Origin of the sequence: Arenibacter sp. S6351L (assembly GCF_023016025.1) — a bacterium.
GTDB lineage: Bacteria > Bacteroidota > Bacteroidia > Flavobacteriales > Flavobacteriaceae > Arenibacter > Arenibacter algicola_B.
Genome location: NZ_JALKBB010000017.1, coordinates 98901 through 124925 on the forward strand (window position 1 = coordinate 98901; position 26025 = coordinate 124925).

Sequence of the window (26025 nt, forward strand, 5' to 3'; positions counted from 1 at the left end):
TTAAAATGAAGACTCCAGGTTCCGATCACGATTAGACAATGAGCCGTAAATTTGACATGTTTTTACAGGAAATATTCACCATATATTACGTAATGGGGTTAAATTTTAACATCATTACAATCATTTACATTTATGGGCAAAGTGAATAAAATAAAATTCAAATAATAACTAAAACCCCCTTAAAGAGAGGCAAATTTACTTGGTAGGGGATGCACCGGATGCGATACGTAATTACGATACCACGACCCAATTTTTGAAACACTGGAATCGTGGCCCATACCAAACCGTTATTTATAAATGTTTGTTATTGAGTTCTACGTACTCGTTCCTGATTAGGTCATATAGTAATCCCATTCTTTCGTGTAGTTCCTTGGTCATTACAATTTGAAACTCCCTAATGCCTATCTGCAATTTAAAGTCCGCGTCGATTTTTCCGTAGATAAAATCCAAGGGGTAAACTCCATCCTGACCCGGTTCCATCGGTTTGGCCCTAAAAAACAAATTGCTACAATCATGGGCCTTATAATTGAACGAAACCATGAAAGAAATTGACTTGTACTGCTTAGTGTATTGAAATGAACCAGGGGCGTCCATAAGTAAGATTGAATATAATGTGAATTAAACAATTAGAAATTTATTACATAATGACCTAATAATCAATACTTATTCGATGTGATTCTACTATCATAGACCTATGACGCTTTGAATACACACTAGTTAGCTGTTAGACCATGGATAAAGATTTTTCCATATGTGCTATTCAAGCCTTGTTGGTCGTAACCACTAAATTCCTATACAATTGATAAAGTGTAGGAGCATTTGTACAAACCTACCACAAGCTTAATTGTCCACTATCCAACCGAATTATTTTCTTCCAGAATATTTTAATCTGAAAAGTAAAACCCATAAAATGATAAATCATGAGTATTTAAAAAACAGGGGTAATTACCATTAAAAATAAGTTCATTACATCTTTAAAAAACTATAAATACGGACTTCAAGAATCTTGTTTAACAAGGTAGTTCATGTATCTAGGTCATGGTTGATAACTGATATATTTTGGAATACCATAGAATGTAATCCTGTGAAATGTTTGATATTGCCATAGGAGGATAAGTCGCGATAATTTAAATGCTATTCGCAACACTGTACCTGATTTTTATAACAATCTTTTGACAAATGCAACAATTGTTGACTAAAATTGTAATATTCTGAACCCAAGCCGATTTAATCGTTAATAATTTAGGTGATAAGTATCAGGGACATTTTACCATTCAGCATAGAAATGATGTAGTTTTGACATTATGAAACGTGTCGGAAATACCTTGAATACCACTACCGAAACCTATGAAGGGCCGCTGGAAAATACCTTACCAAGCGTAAGAGGGGTGCCTCTGTGCTCGTTTTCCGGTAAGCCGGCACATTTTTATATTGGCTTATCAGGGCCTGGATACAATGATGAAATCAGGATGATGGGGGCCATTTGTTCTGAATTTGTGGAAACGGCCATTGTCAATGTATTGGGGCAGGGAGTGGACAACATACAATGGCCGGTTATTTTGGATTTGAAAAAGAATATATACTATCATTCCCATGATGCCCATTTAAAAGGGCATTCCGCAATCATGGGTTGGAAGAATCGGATAATTTCCAAAGCAAAGGAATAATCGTTGTAGGAATCAAATAGCTTTTTTACCAAGTCTTAAAACTTCATCATTCAATATCCCTCTAATATTCGGATTTCCTTATAATAAGTATATTGCCATTGGTCTAGTTAATTAATTCAAAGTAAATGAAAAGAAAACTTGAAACCATAGGACTTACAATAGGGTGGTTTGCAATTATTGGTCAATTTATCCTATTGATTATGAATAGGCAAGCAGGGTTATTTGAAACCATTATTCGTTTTTTTAGTTTTTTCACCATTTTGACCAATATATTGGTCGCACTATACTTTACAATGTCATATTTAGATTCCAAGAAGAATCCTTTAAACCTAATTCTGTCCAATGGAGCCATGACTGCCTTAACTACATTTATATTAATTGTAGGCTTGGTATATCAGGTTAGTTTAAGACACATATGGAACCCTACCGGCTTACAATTTGTGGTGGATGAATTACTACATACGGTTATCCCGATCTACATGTTAATATATTGGTTCATCTATTCGAAAACAACTGAATTGAAGACCAAATCAGTTCTAAACTGGTTACTATATCCATTGATCTATGTTGTGTTCATAGTTTCAAGAGGATATATTTCAAATTATTATCCCTATCCATTTCTAAATATACCTGAAATAGGCCTCGAACGTTCCCTGTTTAATATTGGCATAATTTTGGGTGTATCCATCCTGATGATGACATTGCTCATAATCACTGGAAAATTTCGTAAAAACTTGATCAAAGAATAATTATATGAAAAAGAATTACATTTTAGTTTCAACCCTTTTGTTTATGGTGGTTATCGTTTCATGTACCGCAACTAAGAATGGGAGTAATAATAACCTTTACAATTCCATATGGGAATTGGAGTATATATCAGGAAAGCGGATTGCTTTTGATGGCCTATATCCGGACAAGAAGCCGGTAATTTCATTTAACCAAACCACAGGGAAGATTACGGGCAATAACAGCTGTAACGGTTATTCCGCCGATTTTAAAATTGATGGTAATAGTATCACCATAGGCGAACCTGGTCCTTCCACAATGATGTATTGTGGTGATGGCGAACCACAGTTTTTGAATATGATGAAAAAAATTAATGCCTTTAGCCTTGACAAGGAGGGTAGGCTAAATTTAATGATTGGAGAAATACCAATGATGAGATTCAAAAAAATAAAAGACTAGACCATTGCGTTCAAATCTTCTGGGTTATTTACTGCTTTCAATACCTAAAGCTCTTGATAATTTTTATTCTTATAAGCAGATTTTTATTTTTCCAACTTTCCATACTGAAAAATATGAGTAATATTGTAAATGTTCGATTTCCGTTTAAAGGTTTTTCATACGGTCGCTAGAAGGCTAAATTTTACCAAAGCCGCAGAGGAATTATTAATATCCCAACCTGCTGTGACCAAACATATAAAAGAGTTGGAAAGTCAATTTAACCTGGCACTTTTTGATCGAAGGGGAAACAAGGTAATACTATCCAGGGCAGGAGAAGTTCTTCTAAAACATACAGAAAACATTCAAGAAATCTATAGGCAAATCGAGTTTGATCTAAACCAGTTCAACGAGGCGTTCAAAGGGGTTTTACATGTGGGTTCCAGTACATCCATTACGCAATATATATTACCTCCATTATTGGCCCGGTTCCATGCTATGCACCAAGATGTGAAGGTAGAGCTGTTCAGTGGCAATTCGGAACAAATTGAGATGGCCCTTCTAAATAAGAGCATAGAACTTGGCGTAGTTGAGGGCAAATCCAAAAGGCGTGAAATTCACTATTCCCCTTTCTTAAAAGATGAGATCGTACTGGTTTGCGGGAGTAAAAATCCTATGTCAACCAAAGAAGAGATAAGACCCGAAAACCTGAAGAACATTCCTTTGCTATTACGGGAGCCCGGATCGGGGACCTTGGAAGTCATTGCCGATGCTTTAAAGCAAAAAGGAATCCGACTTGGAGACCTAAAAATAGAAATGCAATTGGGCAGCACGGAAGCCATAAAATCCTACCTACAACACTCTGATTGTATGGCATTCGTTTCCTTACATGCCATATTTAAAGAACTTAAAAGCGGCGTCTTAAAGGTAATAGAGATTAAAAAACTGCCGATCCACAGGCAATTTTATTTTATAACGCCCCAAGGTCCTGAAGGAGGGTTGTCCTTATTACTAATGAATTTTTTAAGGAGAAACCATAATTTTTAGTTGTCATTGGTTATTGAATTGAGAATCGATAGAAGCATCTATTCACTAATATTACATTAAACTCTATTATAACATCCACTCATCAAGGTCGACAATCGTCATAACCTTAGGTTATCATAAATTAATATTTGCAATTGGCTATTGGGAATAAACCCTCGTAAATTTGAATCTGAAAGGCTTCATTAATTTTGAAGTTGCCTAATAGTATAATTTATAAATATAAGATATGAGTTTGAGAATTGGAGACGATGCGCCAAACTTTAAGGCGCGGACGACGGAAGGTGAAATAGATTTTCACCAATGGCTGGGCAATAGTTGGGGAATTTTATATTCACACCCTGCAGACTATACCCCTGTGTGTACAACAGAACTTGGCAGAACCGCCCAGTTAAAGGAAGATTTTGCAAAAAGAAAGACTAAGGTACTCGCTGTTAGTGTTGACGACTTGGATTCACATTATGGCTGGGTAAAGGACATCAACGAAACCCAAAACTGCAATGTGGATTTCCCTATTATAGCGGATAATGACAAAAATGTGGCAACCCTTTATAATATGATACATCCCAACGCATCTACTTCTGCCACAGTTAGATCTGTTTATTTTATCAGTCCCGACAAAAAGGTACAGGCCATTATTACGTATCCCGCTTCTACGGGAAGAAACTTTTCCGAAATTCTCCGGGTTGTCGACTCACTAAAACTTACAGCGGAACATAATGTGGCCACTCCAGTGGATTGGGAAGATGGCCAGGATGTAATTATTCCACCAGGAGTGAAGAAGGAAGATGTAGAAGCCAAATATCCTAAAGGTCATCGAGTTATAAAGTCATACTTGAGGTATACTCCCCAGCCCAATAAATAATTACTTATTATCTGAAAACATGGAACTAAAAAGAGGATTGGACAGAGGACCGTTCAACGATGAGCAAGTGGACAAACTCAATATAGCTTTGTCCGGACTTGACTCCGGTCAGCTTCAATGGCTAAGTGGTTATTTCGAAGGGCTCATTCATACGTCTTTGAACAAACCCTCTACTGGAAATCTACCATTGGATTCGGGCCACAATACTAAAAATGAGCTTAAACACGAAAAAGTGCATATTCTTTTCGGGAGCCATACAGGTAATTCTGAAAGTTTGGCCAAAGACCTACATTCCAAGGTAAAGGATTTGGGAATTGATGCAGTAATTTCAGACATGGCCTCTTTTAAAACCAGGGAACTCAAGGGCATCAAAAAATTGGCCATAATCGTAAGCACCCATGGATTGGGAGAACCCCCGGTACAAGCTGAAGATTTCTATCGATACCTGCACAGCAATAAGGCACCAAACCTGGCGCATTTGCAATTCTCGGTTTTAAGCCTAGGAGATAGTAGTTATATTGACTTTTGCCAGACTGGCAAAGATTTTGATACCGTACTTGAAAAACTTGGAGCTCAAAGAATTGTTCCGCGTGAGGACTGCGATGTAGATTACGCAGAACAGGCAGAGGCTTGGCAAAGCACGTTTCTTAGTGCCGTAGTGCAGACAAATGGCCAAACTTCCCCGGTCAAAGCGGAGAACATTCCCGATAATCCGGCTAATAAGTCCCAATATTCCAGAAATAATCTTTTTGAAGCCACCATTCTCGAGAAAATCAATCTAAACGGACAGGGATCTTCCAAAGAGACCGTTCACCTTGAATTGGATCTGGAAGGATCTGGAATAAAATATGAGCCTGGGGATGCCTTAGGGGTGTACGGTTCCAATTCCCATGAACTGGTAGAGTCAGTTTTGCATACCACAAAGTTAGCGGGCGAAAAGGAGGTAGAAACCTATGAAGGTACCAAAACGCTACATGATGCACTTACATATAACTATGAACTTACTCCACTTTCAAGGAACACGCTTTCCGGATATGCAGAACTAACAGACAATAAGGGGTTAAAGAAAATCCTTGAGGATAAAATTGCACTTCAGGAGTATCTTTCCGGACGTGATTTTTTAGATCTGATAAACGAGGTGCCGTACGAGTTGACTTCTGACGAACTGATTTCCATTTTGCGCAAAAATACCCCACGGATGTATTCCATAGCCTCGGCGCAAGATGTAGTTGATGAAGAAGTACATCTGTTGGTGTCGGTTGTCCGATATAGTGCATTAGGCAGAAACAAGGAAGGGCATTGTTCATCTACCCTGGCAGACAGGCTTGATATTGGCGATAAAGTAAAGGTCTTTGTTGATCGGAATACACGCTTTAAGCTTCCCAAAAATCCTGAAGTGCCTATTATTATGGTTGGTCCGGGAACTGGAGTGGCGCCATTTAGGGCATTTATGCAACAACGGGAAGTATTGGACAAAAAGGGACCTTCCTGGCTTTTCTTTGGCGATCGGAATTTTACTACAGATTTCCTTTATCAGACAGAATGGCAACAATATTTGAAGGAGGGGGTACTGACCAAAGCAGATGTTGCCTTTTCAAGAGATCAGGATCAAAAGCACTATGTACAACATAGAATGTTGGAAAACGGTAAGGAGTTATATGAATGGTTGGAGAAAGGAGCGCATTTTTACGTGTGCGGTGACGCTAAAAAAATGGCCAAAGATGTTGATGTTACCTTAAAGCAGATTATACAACAACAAGGGGGGATAACTATTGAAAAGGCAGAAGAGTATGTAAAAAATCTTCAAATTGCGAACCGTTACCAAGCAGATATCTATTAAGGCCGATTCAGGTGAGCTAAAATACCAAGGAAATATTTTTATGGGAAAACAATTGGATTACAAGGAATTATCGGAAGATGAACATATCAAGGACAAGAGCGATTTCCTCAGAGGGAGTATAAAGGACAGCCTAAAAAACCCTTTGACCGGAGCTTTATTTCCCGACGATGTCAAGCTTATAAAATACCACGGTTCTTATCAGCAGTACGACAGGGATTTGGAGAGTGAACGAAGGCAGAAGAAATTGGAGCCATTGTACCAGTTTATGGTTCGAGTTAGAGCTGCTGGTGGTGTTACTACTCCTAAGCAATGGTTGGCCCTCGATGAACTTTCTGAGCAATATGGAAATGGCACCCTTAAATTGACCACTAGACAATCTTTCCAATTTCATGGCATATTAAAAAGGAATTTAAAACCTACGATTCAGAAGGTTAACGAAGTTTTGTTAAGTACGCTTGCGACCTGCGGGGATGTGAATAGGAACGTAATGTGCAATCCAAACCCTTACCAATCCCATATACACGAAGAGGTATACCAATTTGCAAAAGAAATAAGCGATTATTTTCTTCCAAAGACAACTGCCTATCATGAAATTTGGTTGGACCAGGAAAAAGTAGCGGGAACCCCAGATTTTGAACCATTGTATCATCAACACTACCTTCCAAGAAAATTCAAAATAGCATTGGCAATTCCACCAAACAATGCCATCGATGTTTTTGCGAATGACCTTGGACTTATTGCTATTGAGGAAAACAATAACATAGCAGGATATAATATATGTGTTGGTGGTGGATTGGGAAGTACCTTTAGTAATGACGCCACTTATCCGCGATTAGCCGACGTTATTGGTTTCGCGCCGAAGGAAAAAGTGATTGATGTAGCCGAAACAGTAATAGCCATCCAAAGGGATTACGGCAACCGATCTGACCGTAAGTTATCGAGATTAAAACATACCATAGACGACAGGGGGTTGGAATGGTTTGTAGCGGAACTTCAAAACCGATTGGGATGGAATCTGGCCAAACCAAAATCCTATCGATTCAAATCAAACGGAGATGAATATGGGTGGCTAAAAGGCACCAACAATAAATGGTTTTACACCTTATTTGTGGAACATGGTAGAGTTAGGGATGAAAATGATTATCAGCTAAAAACGGCTTTAAGGGAAATTGCCAAAATTCATACAGGAGATTTTCGATTGACAGGTAACCAAAATCTCATTATTGGAAACATAGAGGAAGGTAAAAAGCCGGGCATTGATGCTATTTTGGAATTGTATGGTGTTGGTAACCATCCTAAACTAACGGGCCTGCGCAAGAGTTCCATGGCCTGTGTCGCATTGAACACATGTGGATTGGCTTTTGCCGAAGCAGAGCGTTACCTTCCTTCCTTAATAGATAAGCTGGAGGTAATTATGAAAAATAATGGCCTGGAGAAGGATGAAATTAATATTCGGATGACAGGTTGTCCAAATAACTGTGCTCGATCATCACTAGGGGAAATAGGTTTTGTGGGTAGGGCCATTGGTAGATATAACATGTACTTGGGTGCAAGCCATAACGGTGACCGATTAAATACCCTATATCAGGAAATGTTATCCGAGGAAAACATTTTAGAGGAATTAGAGCCAATTATTAAAGCCTATGCCCAGGATAGGTTAGGAGGGGAGCATTTTGGAGATTTCGTAATCAGAAAGAAAATTGTTGAACCAACAGAGAGGCCAATACGGATACTAACTTAGTCCCTTAATTATTAATGTTTCATTTGATTAACCTTGCCTTTAAAACTTACATGTTAACTTTACCTGTCATAACATTACTCAGTAGGTTACATACTTGATTCGTGCATTATCAAATTCCAAGTGGCCTTAATGCTAATTGCTTTGTCTATATTATAAAAGTAGTTGGACCAATTAATGATATCATGTTGTTAAGGTGCATTTTGAAGCAACCATTTAAAATGAGTTGAATCTAATTGAAAAAGGGAAAAATGAAAGTAAATATCTTGATATTATTTATTGGAATTTTAACAATAATCGGTTGTGATTACGATGATGTTCAAAGGGATATTGAAGGACAATACATCGGGACTTTTCAGAGAGGCGAGAATAGCTCAACTGTAGAATTGACGTTGAACAATTCCAATTTTGCCGGGGAAAGTGAAATCGTAAAATTCCCAGCAATTTGTAATGGTAATTACGCAATTTCAAATAGGACTATAAAGTTTGAAAACCAATGTCTTTGGACTGCCGAATTTGATTGGAGTTTGATATTGAGTGATACTTGGGATTTTAGTTTTACCAATGATACTCTAAGATTAACCAATTCAATCGGAGATGTTTATACTCTAACGAAACAGAAATAATAATGCCCTACGACACAACCCATACACAAATCGGATTTCGTGCTTGGTCGAAAGGCTATTGTATTTTTATGTAGTCCGCAAAATCTATAGAATTTTGCTTAATAAAAGGAAAAGAAAACCAAAACCCGCCAGAACGTAACCGTTCGGTACGGGCGGGCTTAAAGATTTCCTTATATGCGTGATGGAAAGCAAACATCAGTTTCCTCCAGTACTGTTCAAACTAAATCGATAAGTCAAAAAAGGTTTAAAGAATTTCATCCCTTTCTGTGATTTTATATCAGTTTGAAAAATAATTGGTTCGGTTATTTGATTTTTGGGAATTCGTCCTTGGGACATAACACCAGGATATACTTAAAGTTTATCCCAACATCGCTAAAATTAGTCTCGGCTTATTGATAGAATCTCATGAAAATCCAACTATTATCAGTTTTCTGCGTCTTAGAACTTTTTAATCGGTAATGGACAAATCTTGGCAAATAAAGCATGTCTTGTCCATTTAATCATTGTAAAGTGCCTGTTCCAATTCATTTTTTTTGTTTCTACTTAATGGCACCTGTTTTCCAGCTACTTCAACTGTTTTACTATTGAACTTTTCAACTTTTTCCAGATTAACGATATAGGATTTGTGGATTCTTAGGAATTTTTCCTTGGGCAATTTTTGTTCAAAGGATTTCATAGTAGAAAGAATGACCACATTGCCTTCATTCGTCACCAACTTAACGTAATCGCCAAGAGCTTCGACCCAATTTATGTCGTTAAGAACTACTTTACGCTGCCGTAGGTTGCTTTTTACAAAGATGTACTCCTCTTCTTCGTTCTGTTTATTAATTTGCTCATATTTGGCCACGGCCCTTTTTACGGAGGCATCAAACCGAGCCAGAGATATGGGCTTATAAAGATAATCGGTTACGTTGTAATCGAAAGCCTTGAGTGCATAATCGGGATTCCCGGTAATCAAAATTACCTGAGGTGGATCGTCCAGGGATTCCAAAAGGTCAAAACCATTGATGATAGGCATTTCCACATCCAGGAAAATTAGATCGATCTCCTTATTCTTAAGACCGTTATTAGCTTCAATGGCATTGCTGTATTCAGCCACCATTGTCAAGTTTGGATGATTGTCCACTAATCTGGCTATGGTGGTTCTCTGCATGAACGAATCGTCCACTATTATACATCTCAATTTCATAATCGAGGGGATAAATTGATTAATAAAAAGTTCAAGTTACCCAAATGACATACCTGACCACAATAAATGATGACAACCCTCTATATTATGTTGTGAAATGATACTTATGGGTAGTTAATTATCGGGTTGCTGTCTATTCAAATACTTGATTTAATTAAATAATTGAAAAAACTAAAAAATTGAATGGTCCGGTGTAATCGATGAATTGTGCTAAATTTGATATTATATCAACCTATTAAAATGCAAAAACTGTTCGAACATATTAACAAATACACTTCAGTTGACAATAATGAGTTTCAGGAGATTGCCAAATACTTTGATTTGAAAACTGTCAAAAAAAAAGAACTGCTTTACGAACCCGGTAACAAATCCCTGGACCACTATTTTGTTTTAAGCGGGTGTCTTCAATTGTATATTATTGATGAGAAGGGAACCGAGCATACTTTACAATTTGCCATAGAGAATTGGTGGATTACGGATTATTTGGCCTATCACAACAATATGCGTTCAGAGTGTTATATCCAAGGAGTTAAAGCTTCGGCCATACTTCACTTAACACATAATAACGAAAGAGAATTACTTAGACGGTTTCCTAAAATGGAAACTTATTTCAGAAAGATATATCAAACAGCTTATGGTGCCTCACTTAATCGGATAAAGTATCTTTTTATTTATTCAAAAGAAGAAATCTATTTTAGGTTTAAAGAGGCCTTTCCTGATTTTGTTAACAATGTACCTCAATATCTAGTGGCAAGTTTTTTAGGCTTATCGCCAGAATATGTAAGCAAATTAAATAAAAAAGATATTTCTTGAACCAGTTCAAGAATATTTATGGTGAAATCCAGGACCTTTGAACCCTAAATGGAATACTATGAAAAAGTCGATAATAGTAGTAGGGGGAGGTTTTGCTGGCTTGGAATTGATAAAAAGGATCGGAAATTCACCAAAGTACCAAACCATATTGGTAGATGCCAATAATTATAATTTCTTTCCGCCGTTGATCTATCAGGTCTCTACCGGGTTTATGGAACCATCGGCCATTAGTTACCCCTATAGAAAAATATTGAGGAACTTTAAGAATGTTCGCTTTAGGCTTGGAAGTTTATTGGAAGTGGTTCCCAATGAAAACAAAGTAATGTTGAGCAATGGAGAGTTGCACTATGATATATTGGTTATGGCCACAGGTACTGAAAGTAATTACTTCGGTAATAAGAACATTGAAAAGTATAGTTTACCAATGAAAACCATAAGTGATGCGTTAACTCTTAGAAACACCATTCTTACTAGGCTGGACAGGGCAACAAGACACGATGACAAAGAAGAACGAAAAAAATTATTGACATTTGTTATCGCTGGAGCCGGACCTACAGGAGTTGAACTCTCAGGCATTTTAGCAGAGATGAAGACCTCTATTTTGAAGAAAGATTATCCGGAATTGAGTGAAAGTGATTTAGGAAAAATATATTTAATAGATGGTCAAAGTACAGTTTTGAATACCATGTCAAAAAACTCCCAAAGCTATACCTACTCCAAGCTAAATGAATTGGGTGTAGTAATAAGGCTGAACTGTTTGGTTAATGATTTTAAGGAAGACATTGTTTTACTGTCAGATGGTACTACAATAGAATCCAAAAATCTAATCTGGGCGGCCGGGGTAACTGCCAAGGCTTTCAATGGTTTCTCCATGGACAGTTTTGGAAAGGGAAAAAGGTTAAAAACCAACTCTTCCAATTTGGTCAACGGCTACGATAATATTTATGCATTGGGCGATTGTGCGTTGGTCCAAGGAGATATTGGCTATCCTGAAGGCCATCCCCAATTGGCCCAACCCGCAATTCAACAGGCCAAGAACTTGACCCTTAATTTAGAGAGGGACAAAAGCCCATGGACTCCTTTCAAGTATAAGGACAAAGGGTCATTGGCAATTATTGGAAGAAATAAGGCAGTTTTTGATTTGCCAAAAGAAAGGTTTTTTATAAAAGGATTTATAGCCTGGTTAATTTGGATTTTCGTGCATATTATGGGGTTGGTTAATTTTAAAAATAGGTTTCGCACATTCATTAACTGGATCGGGTACTACCTGTATAAGGATCAGTATTTTAGAATGATCATCAAACCAAACGATAAAAAATAATACCTTAAGGACTTATGGAAAAGTATAATCTAATATTAGTTGCATTGTTGGTTTTTTTCGGAAGTTGCAAAATGGACCAATCAAAAAATAGTGCCAAAACTGGACATTTACCAGACCTGAGCATTACCACGGACACTTTGACGAAACACTTAAAGCCCTTCAAAAAGGAGTTGCCAACGATAGGACTGCTGATGTTCAATGGCGTCCTGCAGAGTGAAGTCATTGCCACTTCTGATGTTTTTGCCAAACCAAGTATAGAAGGAAATCAGCTGTATAATGTAATAACCATTGCTGAAAATGCCGACCCAATAACATCAGAGGAAGGGATACGGTTTTTACCAGATTACACCTTTGAAAACTGCCCACAACTTACGGCCTTGTTTGTTCCAAGTGCCTATGACATGTACACTCAAGTTCATAATGAAAAAATTATAAGTTTTATAAAGGAAAAAAATAGGGAAACGCTATATACCGTAAGCAATTGTGCTGGAGCACAATTGATCGGCAAATCGGGTATTGCAGATGGACATAAAATTGTTACCTGGATCGGAGGGGGCACACAATTGCAGAAGGATTACCCTAATCTAAAGGTACAGAACGACAGTTTGGTGACCTTTGTAGAGGACGGAAAATTCAGCTCCTCGAACGGTAATTTGGCAAGCTACATTTCGGCCTTAAATCTTTTGGAGAAAATGTCCGGTCCAGAGCATAGAGAGTTTGTTGAAGGATATCTATATCTTGATCGACTTCAAAATTGGAAAGATTAGGTATTACTTTTGTCTCCATGGTAAACAGCATAACCTAATCCATGATCGTGCTACCTCGACATAAATATTTGGTCTACGGCAAAGTTATCCAACGGTTTTTCAAAATAGCCCTTGACCAAAGAATGATCTTTAGCGCGCTTACGGTCCATGGAATTGGAAAATGCGGAAACGATATAAATTTCGAACGGGGCAATATTTCCCTGAATTTTTTCCAGTTCCTGCAGAAAGTGCCACCCTGTAAGTACTGGCAAGCCTAAGTCCAATAAAACCTTTTCCGGAAACTCCAATTTACCATCCATACATTCCTTTATGGCGGTCAAAGCCTCCTGAACGGAATAGTAAGTACTGACCCTATTGTTGGGGTAAGCTTGCCCTATCTTATACTTAATGGCAAATTGTGATACCATATCATCATCAATTATCCACAAGGTTTCTTCTCTCATATTAATCCAAAAATAACTTAATATATGTCATCAACAATTAACATCCGGATATAAGATATGTTTTTACCAAATTAATTTCCGATTTCATTTAATAATCCAAAATAATCCCTGAAATAATAGCTACTTATTTATTTGTCTAAAAATAAGGACTGTCTAGCCTCAACTCAATAGAAATTCGCTGAACTGTTTTAGTATCTGGTTTATTGGTTCATGACAAGTAGATTTTTAAAATGGCACAATTCTAAACTTAAAAATTGTGAAGTCATCCCAAAAAATTAGAGGGGATTTGGGCGCTATATATGGAAAGTCCATGATATTGGAAAGAACCAAAATATGGTCTGGAACAAGAATTAGATTATAAGTAATTTGACCAAGTTTAATGCCATTATTTATTCGGTATTTTTTATTTGACCCTTTATTCCCATTAATACTGCAGAACCTTTTCCCTAAAATGCCCATTACAAGTTTCCATTTATTTAAAATTAACTATTTTGGGTACTATTAGGGAACAAGATCAAGGAAAGGTTAGATTGGGACTATGATCTAGAATAGCTGCAAGCTACAACAGATATTTATTTATGGTCTTAAGGCAACTTTAAAATGAATTGATTTCTGACATCAGAAACATGTAAAAATCATAAAAATGGACTTTAATAAGGAAATGAATGAAAAGGATAATTCAGACAATACAAATCCATTTGAAGAATTTCTACAAGTTAAAATAACCAATGACATTTACAAACAAGTTTTCAAGTACTCCATTTTTCCAAAAATCATCCATAATATGGACATGCGTATCATTGAGGCGAATGACAGTGCCATCAAAGAATTTGGTTACCCCAAGAATGAACTACTCAGAAAGAAACTAATAGACTTACAATACAAAGTTGATCAAGAGCCTTCAATTCGATTTGGTGGGAACAAGATACCTACGCAAAAGTTAACTGTTGAAAGAACCTTTAAACGTAAGGACGGGTCCGTTTTTTTTGCAGATATCACGCCCTGTATGTATATAATTGACGATAGGCCGGTAGTACATGTCCACATTCAAAACATCACCGAACGCAAGCAGGCGGAAGAAAAAATGCAGAAGTTAAATACAGCTTTGGAAGAAGAGGTAAGCAAAGCGGAATTGAACGCCAAACAAATTGAAACAAAAAATAGAGAATTGGAAGAGTTGGCCTATGTTGCCGCTCACGATTTGAAAGCTCCAATCACCAATCTCAATGTGTTAATTGAAATGATAAATACGCAAAGTATTCGTGGTGACAAGGATATTGAATTATTCAATAAATTGAAAAATAACATTGAACAAGTTTATAAAAAGGTATTCGCTCTGAACGATGTCATCAATTTTAAAACAACTCTAAATGACCAGAAAAAACACCTGGAATTCGAAAAGGTATTTGATGAAGTTAAACAGAATATTCCTGACCGTCTTAAATCTACAAACGCCAACATCGACGTAGACTTTTCCGAATGCTCTGAAATTGAATATCCACCCTTGCATTTAATAAGTATCCTACAAAATCTGCTAAGCAATTCGATGAAATTCAAAAGCCCGGATCGGTTACTAAAAATCGAAGTAAAAACCAGAAAGCGCAACGAAAGTGTTTATCTCCTCATAAAAGATAATGGACTTGGTTTTGACGCTGAAAAACATGGTGAAAAAGTGTTCGGCCTATTTAAACGCTTGCATATCCATGAAGAAGGAGTAGGGGTTGGCCTGTACATTGTTAAATCCATTGTTGAGACACATGGTGGAAAGATCGAAGTCAAAAGCAGGCCTAATGAAGGGGCATTGTTCACCATACATTTGAACAATGAAAAAATGCATAAAATATAATTGATCGGTTTTGATAAGAGATCAAAAATAAATCTGGGTTAATTTAAGTATATGCCGATTTAGAATTTGGGCTAAACAATAAAGTATTGAATTTTGAAAAGTAAAATATTAAAATATCTCTCAAAATACACTGAGATTACAGAGCAGTTGGAGAATGCAATAAACGAAAGTGCATATTTCACAAGCTATAAAAAAGGGGATATCCTACTTAAAGAAGGAGATTTTTCAAATGAATGTTATTTCATATTGGAAGGTTGTATTAGAAGCTATTTTATTAAAGATGGAGAAGAAAAAACTATAGAGTTTTATACTGAGGAAGAAGTTGTTACTCCTTCCAATATAGGTAAATCAACGCCTTCCCAATATTTCTTGGAATGTTTGGAAGATACAGTTGTAAATGTAGGCAATCCTGCCTTGGAAAATGAAATGTATCAAAAGTATCCACAATTGGAATCCCTATCCAGAGTGATCGCTGAAGTAATATTAACAAAGCAACAAGAATCATACACTGCATTTAAATCTTCTACACCGGAGGAGCGCTATTTACAATTGCTAAAAACAAGGCCCAATTTGCTCCAAAGAGCCTCTCAACATCAAATCGCTAGCTACTTAGGTATAAGACCGGAGTCATTAAGCCGAATTAGAAAAAGATTAATTAACAAATAATTGACTTCTTAACTTAAGTCAACGAGTTAAAATCAACGTCATCATATTTTTGTGCAAATTTTAATAAATAAAAATATGACGAACGTATTCAGAAAAAAATCAATATTCGTTGGTGTATTATTAATTTCAAGCATAGCTGTAGGTATTCTAAGTATAGACCCGGTCATTGATGGGATGGACAACCTTGTGAATATTTCCCACCAATCAAAACCGATCCTTATTAGAGCATTCATGCAGTTTATCTTGGCTCTTATTTATGCGAGCATACCTATTATACTTTATTCATTATTTAAGACATTCAATACTGGACTGACAATTGGATTTCTAGTTTTTAGAATTATAACTGTGGTTTTCATTTTAATCGGCTGGATGAGCATACTGCTGCTATTGACCTTGAGTCAGGAATTCATACAAGCTGGAAGTCCTGACTTGTGTTATTTTCATACGTTGGATAACTTGATTCGGTCAGGCAGAGATTTAATAAACCATGTAGCAATGCCTTTAATCCTGAGTGTAGGTAACTTAATGTTCTATTGTATTTTGTATCAATCCAAGCTTGTCCCTAGATGGCTTTCAATTTGGGGGATTTTCGCCACTATTCTGAGCAGTGTTTTGGCCAGCATACTGCTTATGTTTGATGTTATAAACATTATTACACCTACCTATATTACATTAACCTTCCCTACGGCTTTGTTGGAATTGATTTTAGCAACTTGGTTGATAGTTAAGGGATTTGATACTAATATTGTAAATTCTATTTCTTAAAAAAGGTGAAAACCAATTATAACATAATCGTATTACTCCTGTTTTCTTTTTGCATTTTTGGGCAAAACGAATTATCACCAGAACAAGTTTTAGAAGACTATACCATTTTCAAAGAAATTATAACAACGGGCCATCCAAGTTTATATGAGTACACTTCAAAGGCGCAGTGGGATAGTATTTTTTACGATTTTGAACAAACACGGATAAAAGATCTAACAGAGTCTAAAGAGCTTTTTAAATCTATAAATTCAATAGCAAAAAATGCATATGATGGACATTTGGTCATTTATCACCCTAAAATGGATACAGTACCTGCATTATTTCCATTACTTTTAAAAATAATCGATGGAAAACTTTATACGGATACCGATGATTTTGGTATTCCTCTAGGAGCAGAAATAACTTCTATAGAAGGTATAAAAAGTAATATAATTATTCAAGAATTTTTGAAATACGCAGCATCCGATGGGTACAATCCAAACAAAAAGTATAGACAGATAGAGAAGGAATTTGGTATACTCTACTATTATGAATATGGAGAAAAGGAAAGCTTTATCGTCAAGTATTCTATCAACAACAGCGAATTAAGAACAATCGAAATTGTCCCAGAATCATTTGAAAGTTTAGAAAATAGATACCCTAAGAGAAGCTCACATTTTGCAATGTATCACGGAAATACCGATCGCGTAGAACATTTTAAAAATACATTAGCTGAAAAGTGGCCCTTCGTATATTACATGGACTCCATTAAATCCGGTGTACTAACTGTCAATTCTTTCGGTTTAGACCCGAAAGAGTTCAAATCAAGGTTGGTTGATCTCTTTAAAGATATAAAGAAGAAAAGGGTGTCCAATCTTATTTTGGACATTAGGCAAAACATTGGAGGATACAGAATAAACGCAATTAATTTATTCTCTTTTTTAACAGAGAAACCTTTTAAGCAAAGAATATCTGAAAGTACGGTCACAGATACTCTTCCCAAAAAAAGGTATGTGATTCACAGTATGGCCGATTACAATGAGTTTTTTAAAAGATATTTTGCTTCTGCTGAAAAGAAAGTTGGACGTTGGATATTAACAAAAGACCATGCCCAGGAAGAAATGATTCCTTACAAAAAACCATTTAAGGGCAAGGTGTATGTATTAATAGGAGGAAACACTTTTTCTGCCGCTTCGGCTTTTGCGCTGAATGCAAAAAACTGTCAGGAAATTACACTTGTTGGCAACGAAACAGGAGGAGGGTATTATTTTCATACGGCACAATATTCTGCACTTTATAAATTACCCAATTCAAAAATTATGGTTCGCGTGCCATTTGTAAAAATAGATAAATATGTTCTTGACAAAACCGTCCCTAAGGGTAGTGGAGTACTGCCCGACATAGAAGTTGAACTAACTGTGGAGGACTTAATCGACGGAATTGATAGCCAACTGGATTATATCGTAAAACATTTAATAGAAAAACAAAAAAAGCATGGTAACAGTGTACATAATGAATAGGGTTTTCATTGGTCAATTTAAGTTCAAGGCTATTTACAAACACTGTCAAATGCCAGATTTTACACTTCGCACAAAAGCAAAAGAACAGAATGTAAAAAAACTGCTGTTAGGTACAGCGGTCATCAAAGTTTTACATTACCATCAATTAGTCAGTTAAGGATAATAACTATTATTTTGGGCCAATGAACAGAATAACTAAAACTATAATTTTAACATTCGCCATTTTGGTTTCACTGCAAGGGTGTGGACAGAAACAGGCAACGGATATACAATCCACAAGAATTGACATATCGGATTACTCCCAAAGTTTTATTTCCTTCGACTCTCCGAATATTGCCTTATCCAATGTAAAAATAATTGATGGAACAGGGAATCCTTGCAAAATATCACAGACTGTTCTGATAGAGAATGGCATAATTGTCAGGATTGGAGATGCCAATGACATTCAAATAGCAGATGATTTTTTTGAACTAAATTTATCTGGCAGAACAATTATCCCAGGCATCATTGGTATGCACAACCACATGAGAATACCTGAATCCGCAATGCTATCTACATCACCTAAACTATATTTAGCAAGTGGTGTGACCACAATCCAAACTTGTGGGACAGGAAATCCCTTTGAAGAGTTAGCTATCGCAAAATCGATAGATAGGGGAGAGCAGCCTGGTCCTGAAATCATTAATTCCGGGCCATATTTCACAGGTCCAGAGGGTAAATCGAATTTCATAAGATTTACCAATGAAAAAATGGTCAGGGATACCATTCGATATTGGGCAAGCAAAGGAGTACAATGGCTGAAGGTTTATAGAAATACCAGGCCACAGGACTTAAAAGTAATAGTTGATGAAGCACATAGGAATAATCTAAAAGTAACAGGTCACCTTTGTGCAACAACTTTTACCGAAGCTGCAGAAATAGGGGTCGATGCCATACAACATGGATTTATACACAGTTATGACCATGCAACAGAAAGGGAAACTGGAGTTTGCTCTAAAAATAACGACTTTAGAACAAATCTGGACATTGACAGTGATACGGTCAAAGATGTGCAACAAAACCTTATAAACAATGGGGTGGCACTAGGTTCAACACTTGCCATTTTTGAAGCACAAGCTAATGTAATGGCAGATGCCAGAGACCTTGAAGTAATGGCTCCCATTCATAAAGAAGCGTATCACCAGCGTAAATTACGTAAGAAAGAACAGGGTAACGACTGGTATTTTAAACCAGAATGGTTGGTAAAATCAATGGCATACGAACTTCAATTTTTCAGGCAAGGTGGATTGCTGGTAGCAGGTCTTGATCCTGGCCTCCACAATATGCCTGGATTTGGAGATCAAAAAAATTACGAACTATTTATTGAGGCTGGATTCAAGCCAGAGGAAGCATTACAGGTAATGACCTCTAATGGAGCAAAGCTACTGTCAAGAACTGACATAGGGACAATTGAGAAAGGAAAGTTGGCCAATATTGTAGTTCTCAATGGAGATCTGGAAAGAAACCCCAAAGTTATTCGAGAAGTGGAAATTGTATTTAAAAATGGTATTGGCTTCGATCCAAATAAACTGATTGAATCTGCAAAAGGAAATGTTGGTTCGGAAACAGACAATACTATGGTATATTTTGGCCAAAAAACTCCTTCGAATGAACCAGAACTATTCGCTCCGAATATAATTTCAAAACCTAATAGACATGAGTTCGGTTGTACAATATCGAGTGATGGGAATGAATTCTATTTTGGAGTAGACAATAATGGCGTTACGGAAATTCATTACACGAACTTATTAGAAGGTGTCTGGTCTCCACCCAGTAAACTTTTCGATTCGGCTTCAATAAGCTACAATGATCCAATGTTATCTTCGGATGAGAAAAGATTGTATTTCATATCCAATCGTTCACTAAATGAAGATATTACTAAAGATGATATGGATATTTGGTATGTAGAAAGGGTAAATAAACAATCAAACTGGTCAGAGCCAATCAATTTAGGGTTACCGATCAACAGCCCTTTAAATGAGTACTATGCTTCTTTTACAAATGATGGTACACTTTATTTCGCATCTCAAGATAAAACTTTAAATGCACCAAACTATGCTTATGATATAAACCGTTCCAAATATGTTAACGGAAAATTCGTCAAACCTGAATTACTATCCGAATCAATAAATACCAATAGATACGAAGCGGATGTATTTATTGCACCTGATGAGTCGTATATGATATTTTGTTCCATCCGCAAAATAGGGAAAGGTCAAGGTGATTTATATATTAGTTTCAAAGATACAGATGGGAAATGGGGCGATGCGATTAATATGGGAAACACAATTAATACGGAAAAGCACGAACTTTGTCCTTTTGTAACTAAGGACGGAAAGTATCTCTTTTATACCAGTAATAATGATATTTATTGGGTAAGTACGAAGATTTTGGACAATTATAGGGAATAATTTGGGATGGAAAGAAATTCAGTTCATAATGGCACAAAGGGAAAAATGAATTAACTTATAGCTACCTGTTTAGATGGCTGCATAGCCAAGTCAAATGATGACCGTGGAATGCAAAATATAGCTGATAAAGAAGGAGAAGATTACGGTTGAGCAGTAATCTTCGCAACCATTTGTACTAGTGTTTTTGATCTAAAAAAGGGTAAGACTACAATAGCTCAGAATCAAGTTGATAACATTTGCAAAGAAGGAACTGCAAATGGGGTAATGATAATAGAAAATGGAAATCAGTACACCTTTTCAGATTTTTATATTTTTCAGGGGGCAAAGGGTGAAAAGATAAAAGCCATTACATCGTACTGAATGAAAGTATGATATCCAAACTTATCCCAAAATATCAAAGAGAAAGACCATCCTATTATTCTACAACCCAAAGAAGGTAGAAGCAACAAGATGGGGTCAATGTCGACCATGGTACAAGACAACCAAAATTATTTGTTAAATTGGACCTTATATAAGAAATTTAATTACAAGTTACGATATCCGTACGTTGTAGCCTATTTAAACCAAAATGAAGAAACCAATTTATTTTTTATTTATAGCATTTAACTCTTATTTCTGCCATACCGTTTTCTCACAAAATTGTGATTCCTTAGAAGAATGGAATACAATTATCGAAAAAGAATTCCCAGAATTAAATACGAGCCGGCTTAGGTCCGGAAGTGAAAAAAGTAATCGAATACTATATAACCTTTATTCTGATAAATATTTTATTCCTTTTGCAAATAAATCCTTTGAAAACATTAATAGTATTTGGGGAAACTCAAAATGGAAAAAGCTTAGAAACTGTAGGTCCAAGAAAAAATATTCAACCTTAAAGCACATTGGCTGGTTGAATCAATTTGCACTGGAACCCTTGTGGAATAAAAGAGTAACAGATAAAGTAAGAACCAATATTATTGAGTTAAATAAAACTAGAAGCCTATATAACGAGATAATTTCAAAATTAAATTCTGGTATTGTAACTTTTGATGAACTTATTAAATATAAAGCCTATACAACCAAAGAATTTCGAATACTTATGCCTTCCGAAATCGAAACATTATTGAGTTCGATTAGAACAAAAGAGACCTCCATTTCTAACAGCACAATAATAGCCTCCGCAAATGAATATGCAAATAAGAAAATTGATATAAATAACCTACAACAACTTTATAATTTTCGAATGTCTAATTCTTTAATATATGATCGAGCTGATGAATCCACTAGAAAAAAGGCTAATGAAATCGTAAACCAAAGAATAAAAGAATTTTTAGATACTTTAGTCCCCTTAGAACAAAAAAAGTTATATCAAATACAATCCTTAGATAAAGTAGAATCATTTTATTTAAACTTCAACAAGTACTTTTCAAACTTTACCAATTACTCCAATGTCAAGGCATTAAACAACGATATTTTAGAAAAAAAGACAGCTATCATTGTAGGACAATCTGATGCAATACACAATAAAATAGCACAATCTTCAAATATAGAAGAACTTAACGCTATTGAATCAGTTTATCTATCTCGAATCAACCAAAAACAAGCTACCATTGTTTCAATAAAAAATAGTTTAAAGTCAAGAGCAGAATTCATAAAAAGTAAAGAGCGTGAGATTGCCATTAATAAAGAAAAAAAACAAAAAGCGTTTAATGATTTTGCAGACAAAAGAATTTCTGAAATTAAAAACTTAAGGCAATTACTAAAAATTAAATATGAATCTAATTTGCCAACATTTGAGAATTTACAAAGTATCCTGGTTGATTTTACAAATACAATTAACAACGATGCAACCTATAATGTAAAAGATGCAAATCACTTAAAACAATATATAGAAGCATTTGGATATATGAGTACACAAAGCAAAGGATTAAGTGATCTTAATTCCTTTGAAAATTCCAAAGGTTACAGAATAATTATGGGCACTTTGGATACACATGATAAAAATATCGGTGTTTGGACAGGACTGGTAATCCCTAACGCACCGGAAGATATTGTTAATCTTTATAGATTGGAACTTAATTCAAATTATAGAGAAGTTTCTAAATCAGTATTTCCATTTATAGAGGAGTTTGAAAGGCATTATAACAACTTAAAACCTCTACCTCTCAAAACATCCAAATATTCTGGATTTTACACTAATGTAGGGATGAATTTATATAATTTAAAAGTGGATGACAAGGGAAATCTAAGGGTTACCGTGCATAATAATTTCGATGGGGAGACAAATGTAATGGCTGAAAGGATTGATGACAATACACTTAAGGTGACTTCTTGGACGAATATTACAGACGTTTATGTAAATAAAGGTGATATCCTAACATTTACTGCTCAGGGCAAAATTAGGGTGGGGCTATTATCTGCTACCCCCGATGGTCTGGATGGTTGGGAATCTTTTAGTAAGGTGAGAAAGCTAAGACATTCTGCCTTAATAGGAAAAGTTGGCCATGATTCGTGGTTTGAAATTGGTTCTAAGAAAACAATTAAAGCATCTTCTTCTGGTAGACTTTACTTAAGAATTAATGAAACACATGTTAACAATAACGATATTGGATATTGGTCGGTTAACTGTAGAATCAAATAAAACTGATTAAAACAAAATTGCTACAATAACCAAGTCTTCGTGTGTTCAGTATTGCCTGTCCCACCAAATCTGTGGAAACCAAACAAGGCGACCGTATTTTCTCAACTACACTGGCTTTAGATGATCTGGTCATAAACCAAATTTCTTAACTATTGGTTGGTTTTATTACTCCACAAAACCAGAAACTTCTCAAACTACGGTTTCACGCAATTTACTTTTAAAGGAATTGTTTTTCTTTAGTTCCATAAAATAAACAAATCAAAACAGTCAAACCCTACATAATAGGCTAGGAGAAAGCATAGCCATCAATCATGAAATTTATAACTAGGCCAACAAAAAGATTTACTAAATTAGACCTAAAATAGGAATATACACACTAGTAATTATATACAATTGTTAGCTGCAAGCAAAAAATGAAAAACATATTTAAAATTAATAAAAGACCCATATCGGAATTTCAAAATGACGAAATATTATGGATTCCAGGTAACTGGAATGACAGAAGTGACATAGTGAAATCCATTGCGGAAAATAATTTAAATGAATTTATCTTTGCGGGCTTTGTTTTAATGAATATGAATACGAAAGAGACATTCGGAATTCAAATTCTGAAAAAATCGGACTTTGACAATTTGGATTTTTTTGGAGATTTTAAAGACTCTGAATTTTTCATTCGAATGGACTTATCCGAGAGTGAATTCAATGAGACGAATTCAATTTTAAAAGCTGGACATGCTATTCTCAAATCTGGCGGAAAATCGATTCTGACTGAAAATAGTAGATTGATTTATTCATCCGAAACTTGGAATAAAAATGCCAGCAGCTAACAATGGCTATAATTCATTGTGGCAGTATGCAAAAAACAAAAATAAGAACCATTAAACGGCCTGATTTCATAAGTGGAAAAGTCTAGGACGTTCCCCACAACGAAATCATAGCCTAGGCGTTGGCATTAATTTGAAGAATGAGAAAAATCTTTAACATATCATTATTCAACTGTATTATGATTTTCGCAACTCAAAGTTGTGCTGTTAAATGGACTGATGCAATACAATATGGAAGTGTTACCAAAGGAAGTAATATAGAAGTTGTAAATATTGAAATTCGGAATAAACTAATAATTGTGCCAATCACTATAAAAGGGAAAGAATATCGCTTTTTATTTGATACAGGCGCACCTTTCAGTATATCAGACAAACTTCATAAAAATAATAATTTCAAGACAGTGTGTAAGGGTAATATTGTAGACAGTGATTACAATAGGAAAAAAGTCAAATGGGTTCAAGTTGACTCAATTAATGTTGGTAATGTGTGGTTTAAAAATCAAACAGCGTTTGTTGGGGACTTTGATGCAAATCCAATTATGAACTGTTTAAGAATAGATGGTATTATTGGTTCAAACTTAATTAGGCAGTACAATTGGACAATTGACCAAGAAAACTACTCTTTGTCATTATCTAGTAAAATTGGAACAGATACTCGTGAAGATAGTTTTGTTTTGCCATTCAAAACTGATAATCAATACAACATTTTTGTAGATATAAAAATTGGAAATTCAAGTGTAAAAAATGTGTTGCTTGATTATGGTTCTAATGGGTCTATTACTTTGAGTAATGAAATATTTACTGTGCTTCAAGAGAAGAATATAGTTAATAAAACATTTATTGAGAAGGGAATTAATCAGAGTGGAATTATTGGTAAACCTGTCGAGCTCAACAGAAAGATATCTTATTCAGATTCTGTAAGGATTAATAACTCGAATATTGAAAATGTTATGCTTCGAACTGGGAAAACCGTTTCATTAGGTAATGATTTTCTATCAAGGCTTAAGGTAACTATTGATTGGAATAGCAAAAACCTTTACCTTTTAAAATCAGACAAAGCGATAGATAAGACCAATACAGCTGGATTTAGAATAGGTTCTACCATAGAAAAAGGAATTTATGTTCAGTCTGTTATGGAAAAATCAGATGCTTACTCTAAGGGAATTAGACCAAATATGAAAGTAGTCAAGATTGATAGTCTGGATTTTAATAATGGAAGTGATTTTTGCGACTATGTAGACCATAGATTAAACAATCAAATCTTTTTGGAACTGATTAATTCCAAGGGGGAAACAATAAAATATCTGATTGAAAAAACAAGATTATAAAACCTAATGCCAACATTGGCTAAAGGTAATTGCTTGTTCTCGCCTATTTCTGAAAATCCTCGTGGATTTTCAGCTTGGTGCGTACTTGCACAGTTAAGTGCTAACCCACGCAACTAATCATAGCGAAAACGTTGTAAAACATTTTGACCCGTCCTGAAATATGTATACAAAAAACCAATGTATATGTATAAAAATGATAAATCAAAACTTGAAATCGTTGGTATTGGTGGAGATAGTCCAATCCAGTCTTTAGAACAATTGACGAAAAAACATGGAATAACATGGCCCCAAATTGTTGATGGCACTAACGAAATCAAAGAGAAATACGGGGTATTAAGATACCCTTCAACATTTCTGATCAACACTGAAGGAATAATTATTGCAAAAGATTTGAGAGGAAAGGAATTGGAAACTAAAATAGAAAGTTTAATAAATAAATCTGGTAAATAAGAGCGGCCTATGTAGCCTTCCCTAAAAATAGGACAGTATAAAATTCGAATTTATTAATTTTAAATTTTAACTGTCACATGAAGAAAAGCAAGTTTAGCGAAAG

23 protein-coding genes are annotated in these 26025 nt (G+C 35.5%); 20 read left to right on the forward strand and 3 right to left on the reverse strand.

Features of this window, described 5'->3' with window-relative positions; genetic code table 11:
• Window positions 1-291: 291 nt before the first annotated feature.
• Window positions 292-480: a hypothetical protein gene (locus MWU82_RS14520; protein WP_247096929.1), complete on the reverse strand. Its 189-nt coding sequence runs from the start codon at window positions 478-480 to the stop codon at window positions 292-294.
• Window positions 481-1304: 824 nt separating this feature from the next.
• On the opposite strand from MWU82_RS14520, the gene MWU82_RS14525 reads away from it, so the two are divergent.
• The 8 genes from MWU82_RS14525 (at window position 1305) to MWU82_RS14560 (ending at window position 8941) form a co-directional block, all read left to right on the forward strand.
• The gene (locus MWU82_RS14525; RefSeq protein WP_247096930.1) at window positions 1305-1667 is read left to right on the forward strand and encodes a hypothetical protein; all 363 of its coding nucleotides are present in this window, start codon (window positions 1305-1307) and stop codon (window positions 1665-1667) included.
• Between the two features lie 125 nt (window positions 1668-1792).
• On the forward strand, window positions 1793-2416 hold the full coding sequence (locus tag MWU82_RS14530) for a Pr6Pr family membrane protein (RefSeq protein WP_247096931.1): 624 nt from the start codon (window positions 1793-1795) through the stop codon (window positions 2414-2416).
• A gap of 4 nt (window positions 2417-2420) precedes the next feature.
• Window positions 2421-2852 (forward strand): META domain-containing protein, encoded by a 432-nt coding sequence (locus MWU82_RS14535; RefSeq protein WP_247096932.1) that lies wholly within the window; start codon window positions 2421-2423, stop codon window positions 2850-2852.
• A 129-nt stretch (window positions 2853-2981) separates the two neighbouring features.
• On the forward strand, window positions 2982-3875 hold the full coding sequence (locus MWU82_RS14540) for a LysR family transcriptional regulator (RefSeq protein ID WP_247096933.1): 894 nt from the start codon (window positions 2982-2984) through the stop codon (window positions 3873-3875).
• 226 nt (window positions 3876-4101) lie between these two features.
• Window positions 4102-4737 (forward strand): peroxiredoxin, encoded by a 636-nt coding sequence (locus tag MWU82_RS14545; RefSeq protein ID WP_247096934.1) that lies wholly within the window; start codon window positions 4102-4104, stop codon window positions 4735-4737.
• A 19-nt stretch (window positions 4738-4756) separates the two neighbouring features.
• On the forward strand, window positions 4757-6577 hold the full coding sequence (locus tag MWU82_RS14550; RefSeq protein WP_247096935.1) for an assimilatory sulfite reductase (NADPH) flavoprotein subunit: 1821 nt from the start codon (window positions 4757-4759) through the stop codon (window positions 6575-6577).
• A complete protein-coding gene (gene cysI / locus MWU82_RS14555; protein ID WP_348646994.1) occupies window positions 6546-8318 on the forward strand; it encodes an assimilatory sulfite reductase (NADPH) hemoprotein subunit in 1773 nt (590 codons plus the stop codon). The genes MWU82_RS14550 and cysI overlap by 32 nt, the downstream gene beginning before the upstream one ends.
• A 248-nt stretch (window positions 8319-8566) precedes the next feature.
• On the forward strand, window positions 8567-8941 hold the full coding sequence (locus MWU82_RS14560; protein WP_247096936.1) for a hypothetical protein: 375 nt from the start codon (window positions 8567-8569) through the stop codon (window positions 8939-8941).
• Window positions 8942-9437: 496 nt separating this feature from the next.
• Here the strand turns inward: MWU82_RS14560 and MWU82_RS14565 are convergent, their stop codons facing one another.
• Window positions 9438-10130 carry a LytTR family DNA-binding domain-containing protein gene (locus MWU82_RS14565; protein ID WP_247096937.1) on the reverse strand — a complete coding sequence of 231 codons (693 nt, stop codon included), beginning with the start codon at window positions 10128-10130 and terminating at the stop codon, window positions 9438-9440.
• A gap of 240 nt (window positions 10131-10370) precedes the next feature.
• Between MWU82_RS14565 and MWU82_RS14570 the strand changes: the two genes are divergently transcribed.
• The 3 genes from MWU82_RS14570 (at window position 10371) to MWU82_RS14580 (ending at window position 13031) form a co-directional block, all read left to right on the forward strand.
• The gene (locus tag MWU82_RS14570) at window positions 10371-10943 is read left to right on the forward strand and encodes a Crp/Fnr family transcriptional regulator (RefSeq protein WP_247096938.1); all 573 of its coding nucleotides are present in this window, start codon (window positions 10371-10373) and stop codon (window positions 10941-10943) included.
• 58 nt (window positions 10944-11001) lie between these two features.
• Window positions 11002-12264, forward strand: a complete 1263-nt coding sequence (locus MWU82_RS14575; protein WP_247096939.1) for an NAD(P)/FAD-dependent oxidoreductase — start codon at window positions 11002-11004, stop codon at window positions 12262-12264.
• A gap of 71 nt (window positions 12265-12335) precedes the next feature.
• A complete protein-coding gene (locus MWU82_RS14580; RefSeq protein WP_247096940.1) occupies window positions 12336-13031 on the forward strand; it encodes a DJ-1/PfpI family protein in 696 nt (231 codons plus the stop codon).
• Window positions 13032-13081: 50 nt separating this feature from the next.
• Here the strand turns inward: MWU82_RS14580 and MWU82_RS14585 are convergent, their stop codons facing one another.
• Window positions 13082-13474, reverse strand: coding sequence for a response regulator (locus tag MWU82_RS14585; protein ID WP_247096941.1), 393 nt, complete (start codon window positions 13472-13474; stop codon window positions 13082-13084).
• A gap of 643 nt (window positions 13475-14117) precedes the next feature.
• On the opposite strand from MWU82_RS14585, the gene MWU82_RS14590 reads away from it, so the two are divergent.
• The 9 genes from MWU82_RS14590 (at window position 14118) to MWU82_RS14630 (ending at window position 25922) form a co-directional block, all read left to right on the forward strand.
• A complete protein-coding gene (locus MWU82_RS14590; RefSeq protein WP_247096942.1) occupies window positions 14118-15320 on the forward strand; it encodes a PAS domain-containing sensor histidine kinase in 1203 nt (400 codons plus the stop codon).
• Between the two features lie 93 nt (window positions 15321-15413).
• Window positions 15414-15986 (forward strand): Crp/Fnr family transcriptional regulator, encoded by a 573-nt coding sequence (locus MWU82_RS14595; protein WP_247096943.1) that lies wholly within the window; start codon window positions 15414-15416, stop codon window positions 15984-15986.
• A gap of 75 nt (window positions 15987-16061) precedes the next feature.
• Complete coding sequence (locus MWU82_RS14600; RefSeq protein ID WP_247096944.1) at window positions 16062-16751, forward strand: DUF4386 domain-containing protein; 690 nt, start codon at window positions 16062-16064, stop codon at window positions 16749-16751.
• Window positions 16752-16756: 5 nt separating this feature from the next.
• A complete protein-coding gene (locus MWU82_RS24380; protein ID WP_247096945.1) occupies window positions 16757-18250 on the forward strand; it encodes a S41 family peptidase in 1494 nt (497 codons plus the stop codon).
• 182 nt (window positions 18251-18432) lie between these two features.
• Window positions 18433-20700: an amidohydrolase family protein gene (locus MWU82_RS14610; protein ID WP_247096946.1), complete on the forward strand. Its 2268-nt coding sequence runs from the start codon at window positions 18433-18435 to the stop codon at window positions 20698-20700.
• Between the two features lie 568 nt (window positions 20701-21268).
• Complete coding sequence (locus MWU82_RS14615) at window positions 21269-23320, forward strand: hypothetical protein (RefSeq protein WP_247096947.1); 2052 nt, start codon at window positions 21269-21271, stop codon at window positions 23318-23320.
• A 413-nt stretch (window positions 23321-23733) separates the two neighbouring features.
• Window positions 23734-24147, forward strand: coding sequence for a hypothetical protein (locus tag MWU82_RS14620; RefSeq protein ID WP_247096948.1), 414 nt, complete (start codon window positions 23734-23736; stop codon window positions 24145-24147).
• A 137-nt stretch (window positions 24148-24284) separates the two neighbouring features.
• Complete coding sequence (locus MWU82_RS14625) at window positions 24285-25472, forward strand: aspartyl protease family protein (RefSeq protein WP_247096949.1); 1188 nt, start codon at window positions 24285-24287, stop codon at window positions 25470-25472.
• Window positions 25473-25655: 183 nt separating this feature from the next.
• Entirely contained in the window at window positions 25656-25922 is a 267-nt protein-coding gene (locus tag MWU82_RS14630; RefSeq protein WP_247096950.1) for a TlpA disulfide reductase family protein, read from the forward strand.
• Window positions 25923-26025 lie beyond the last annotated feature (103 nt).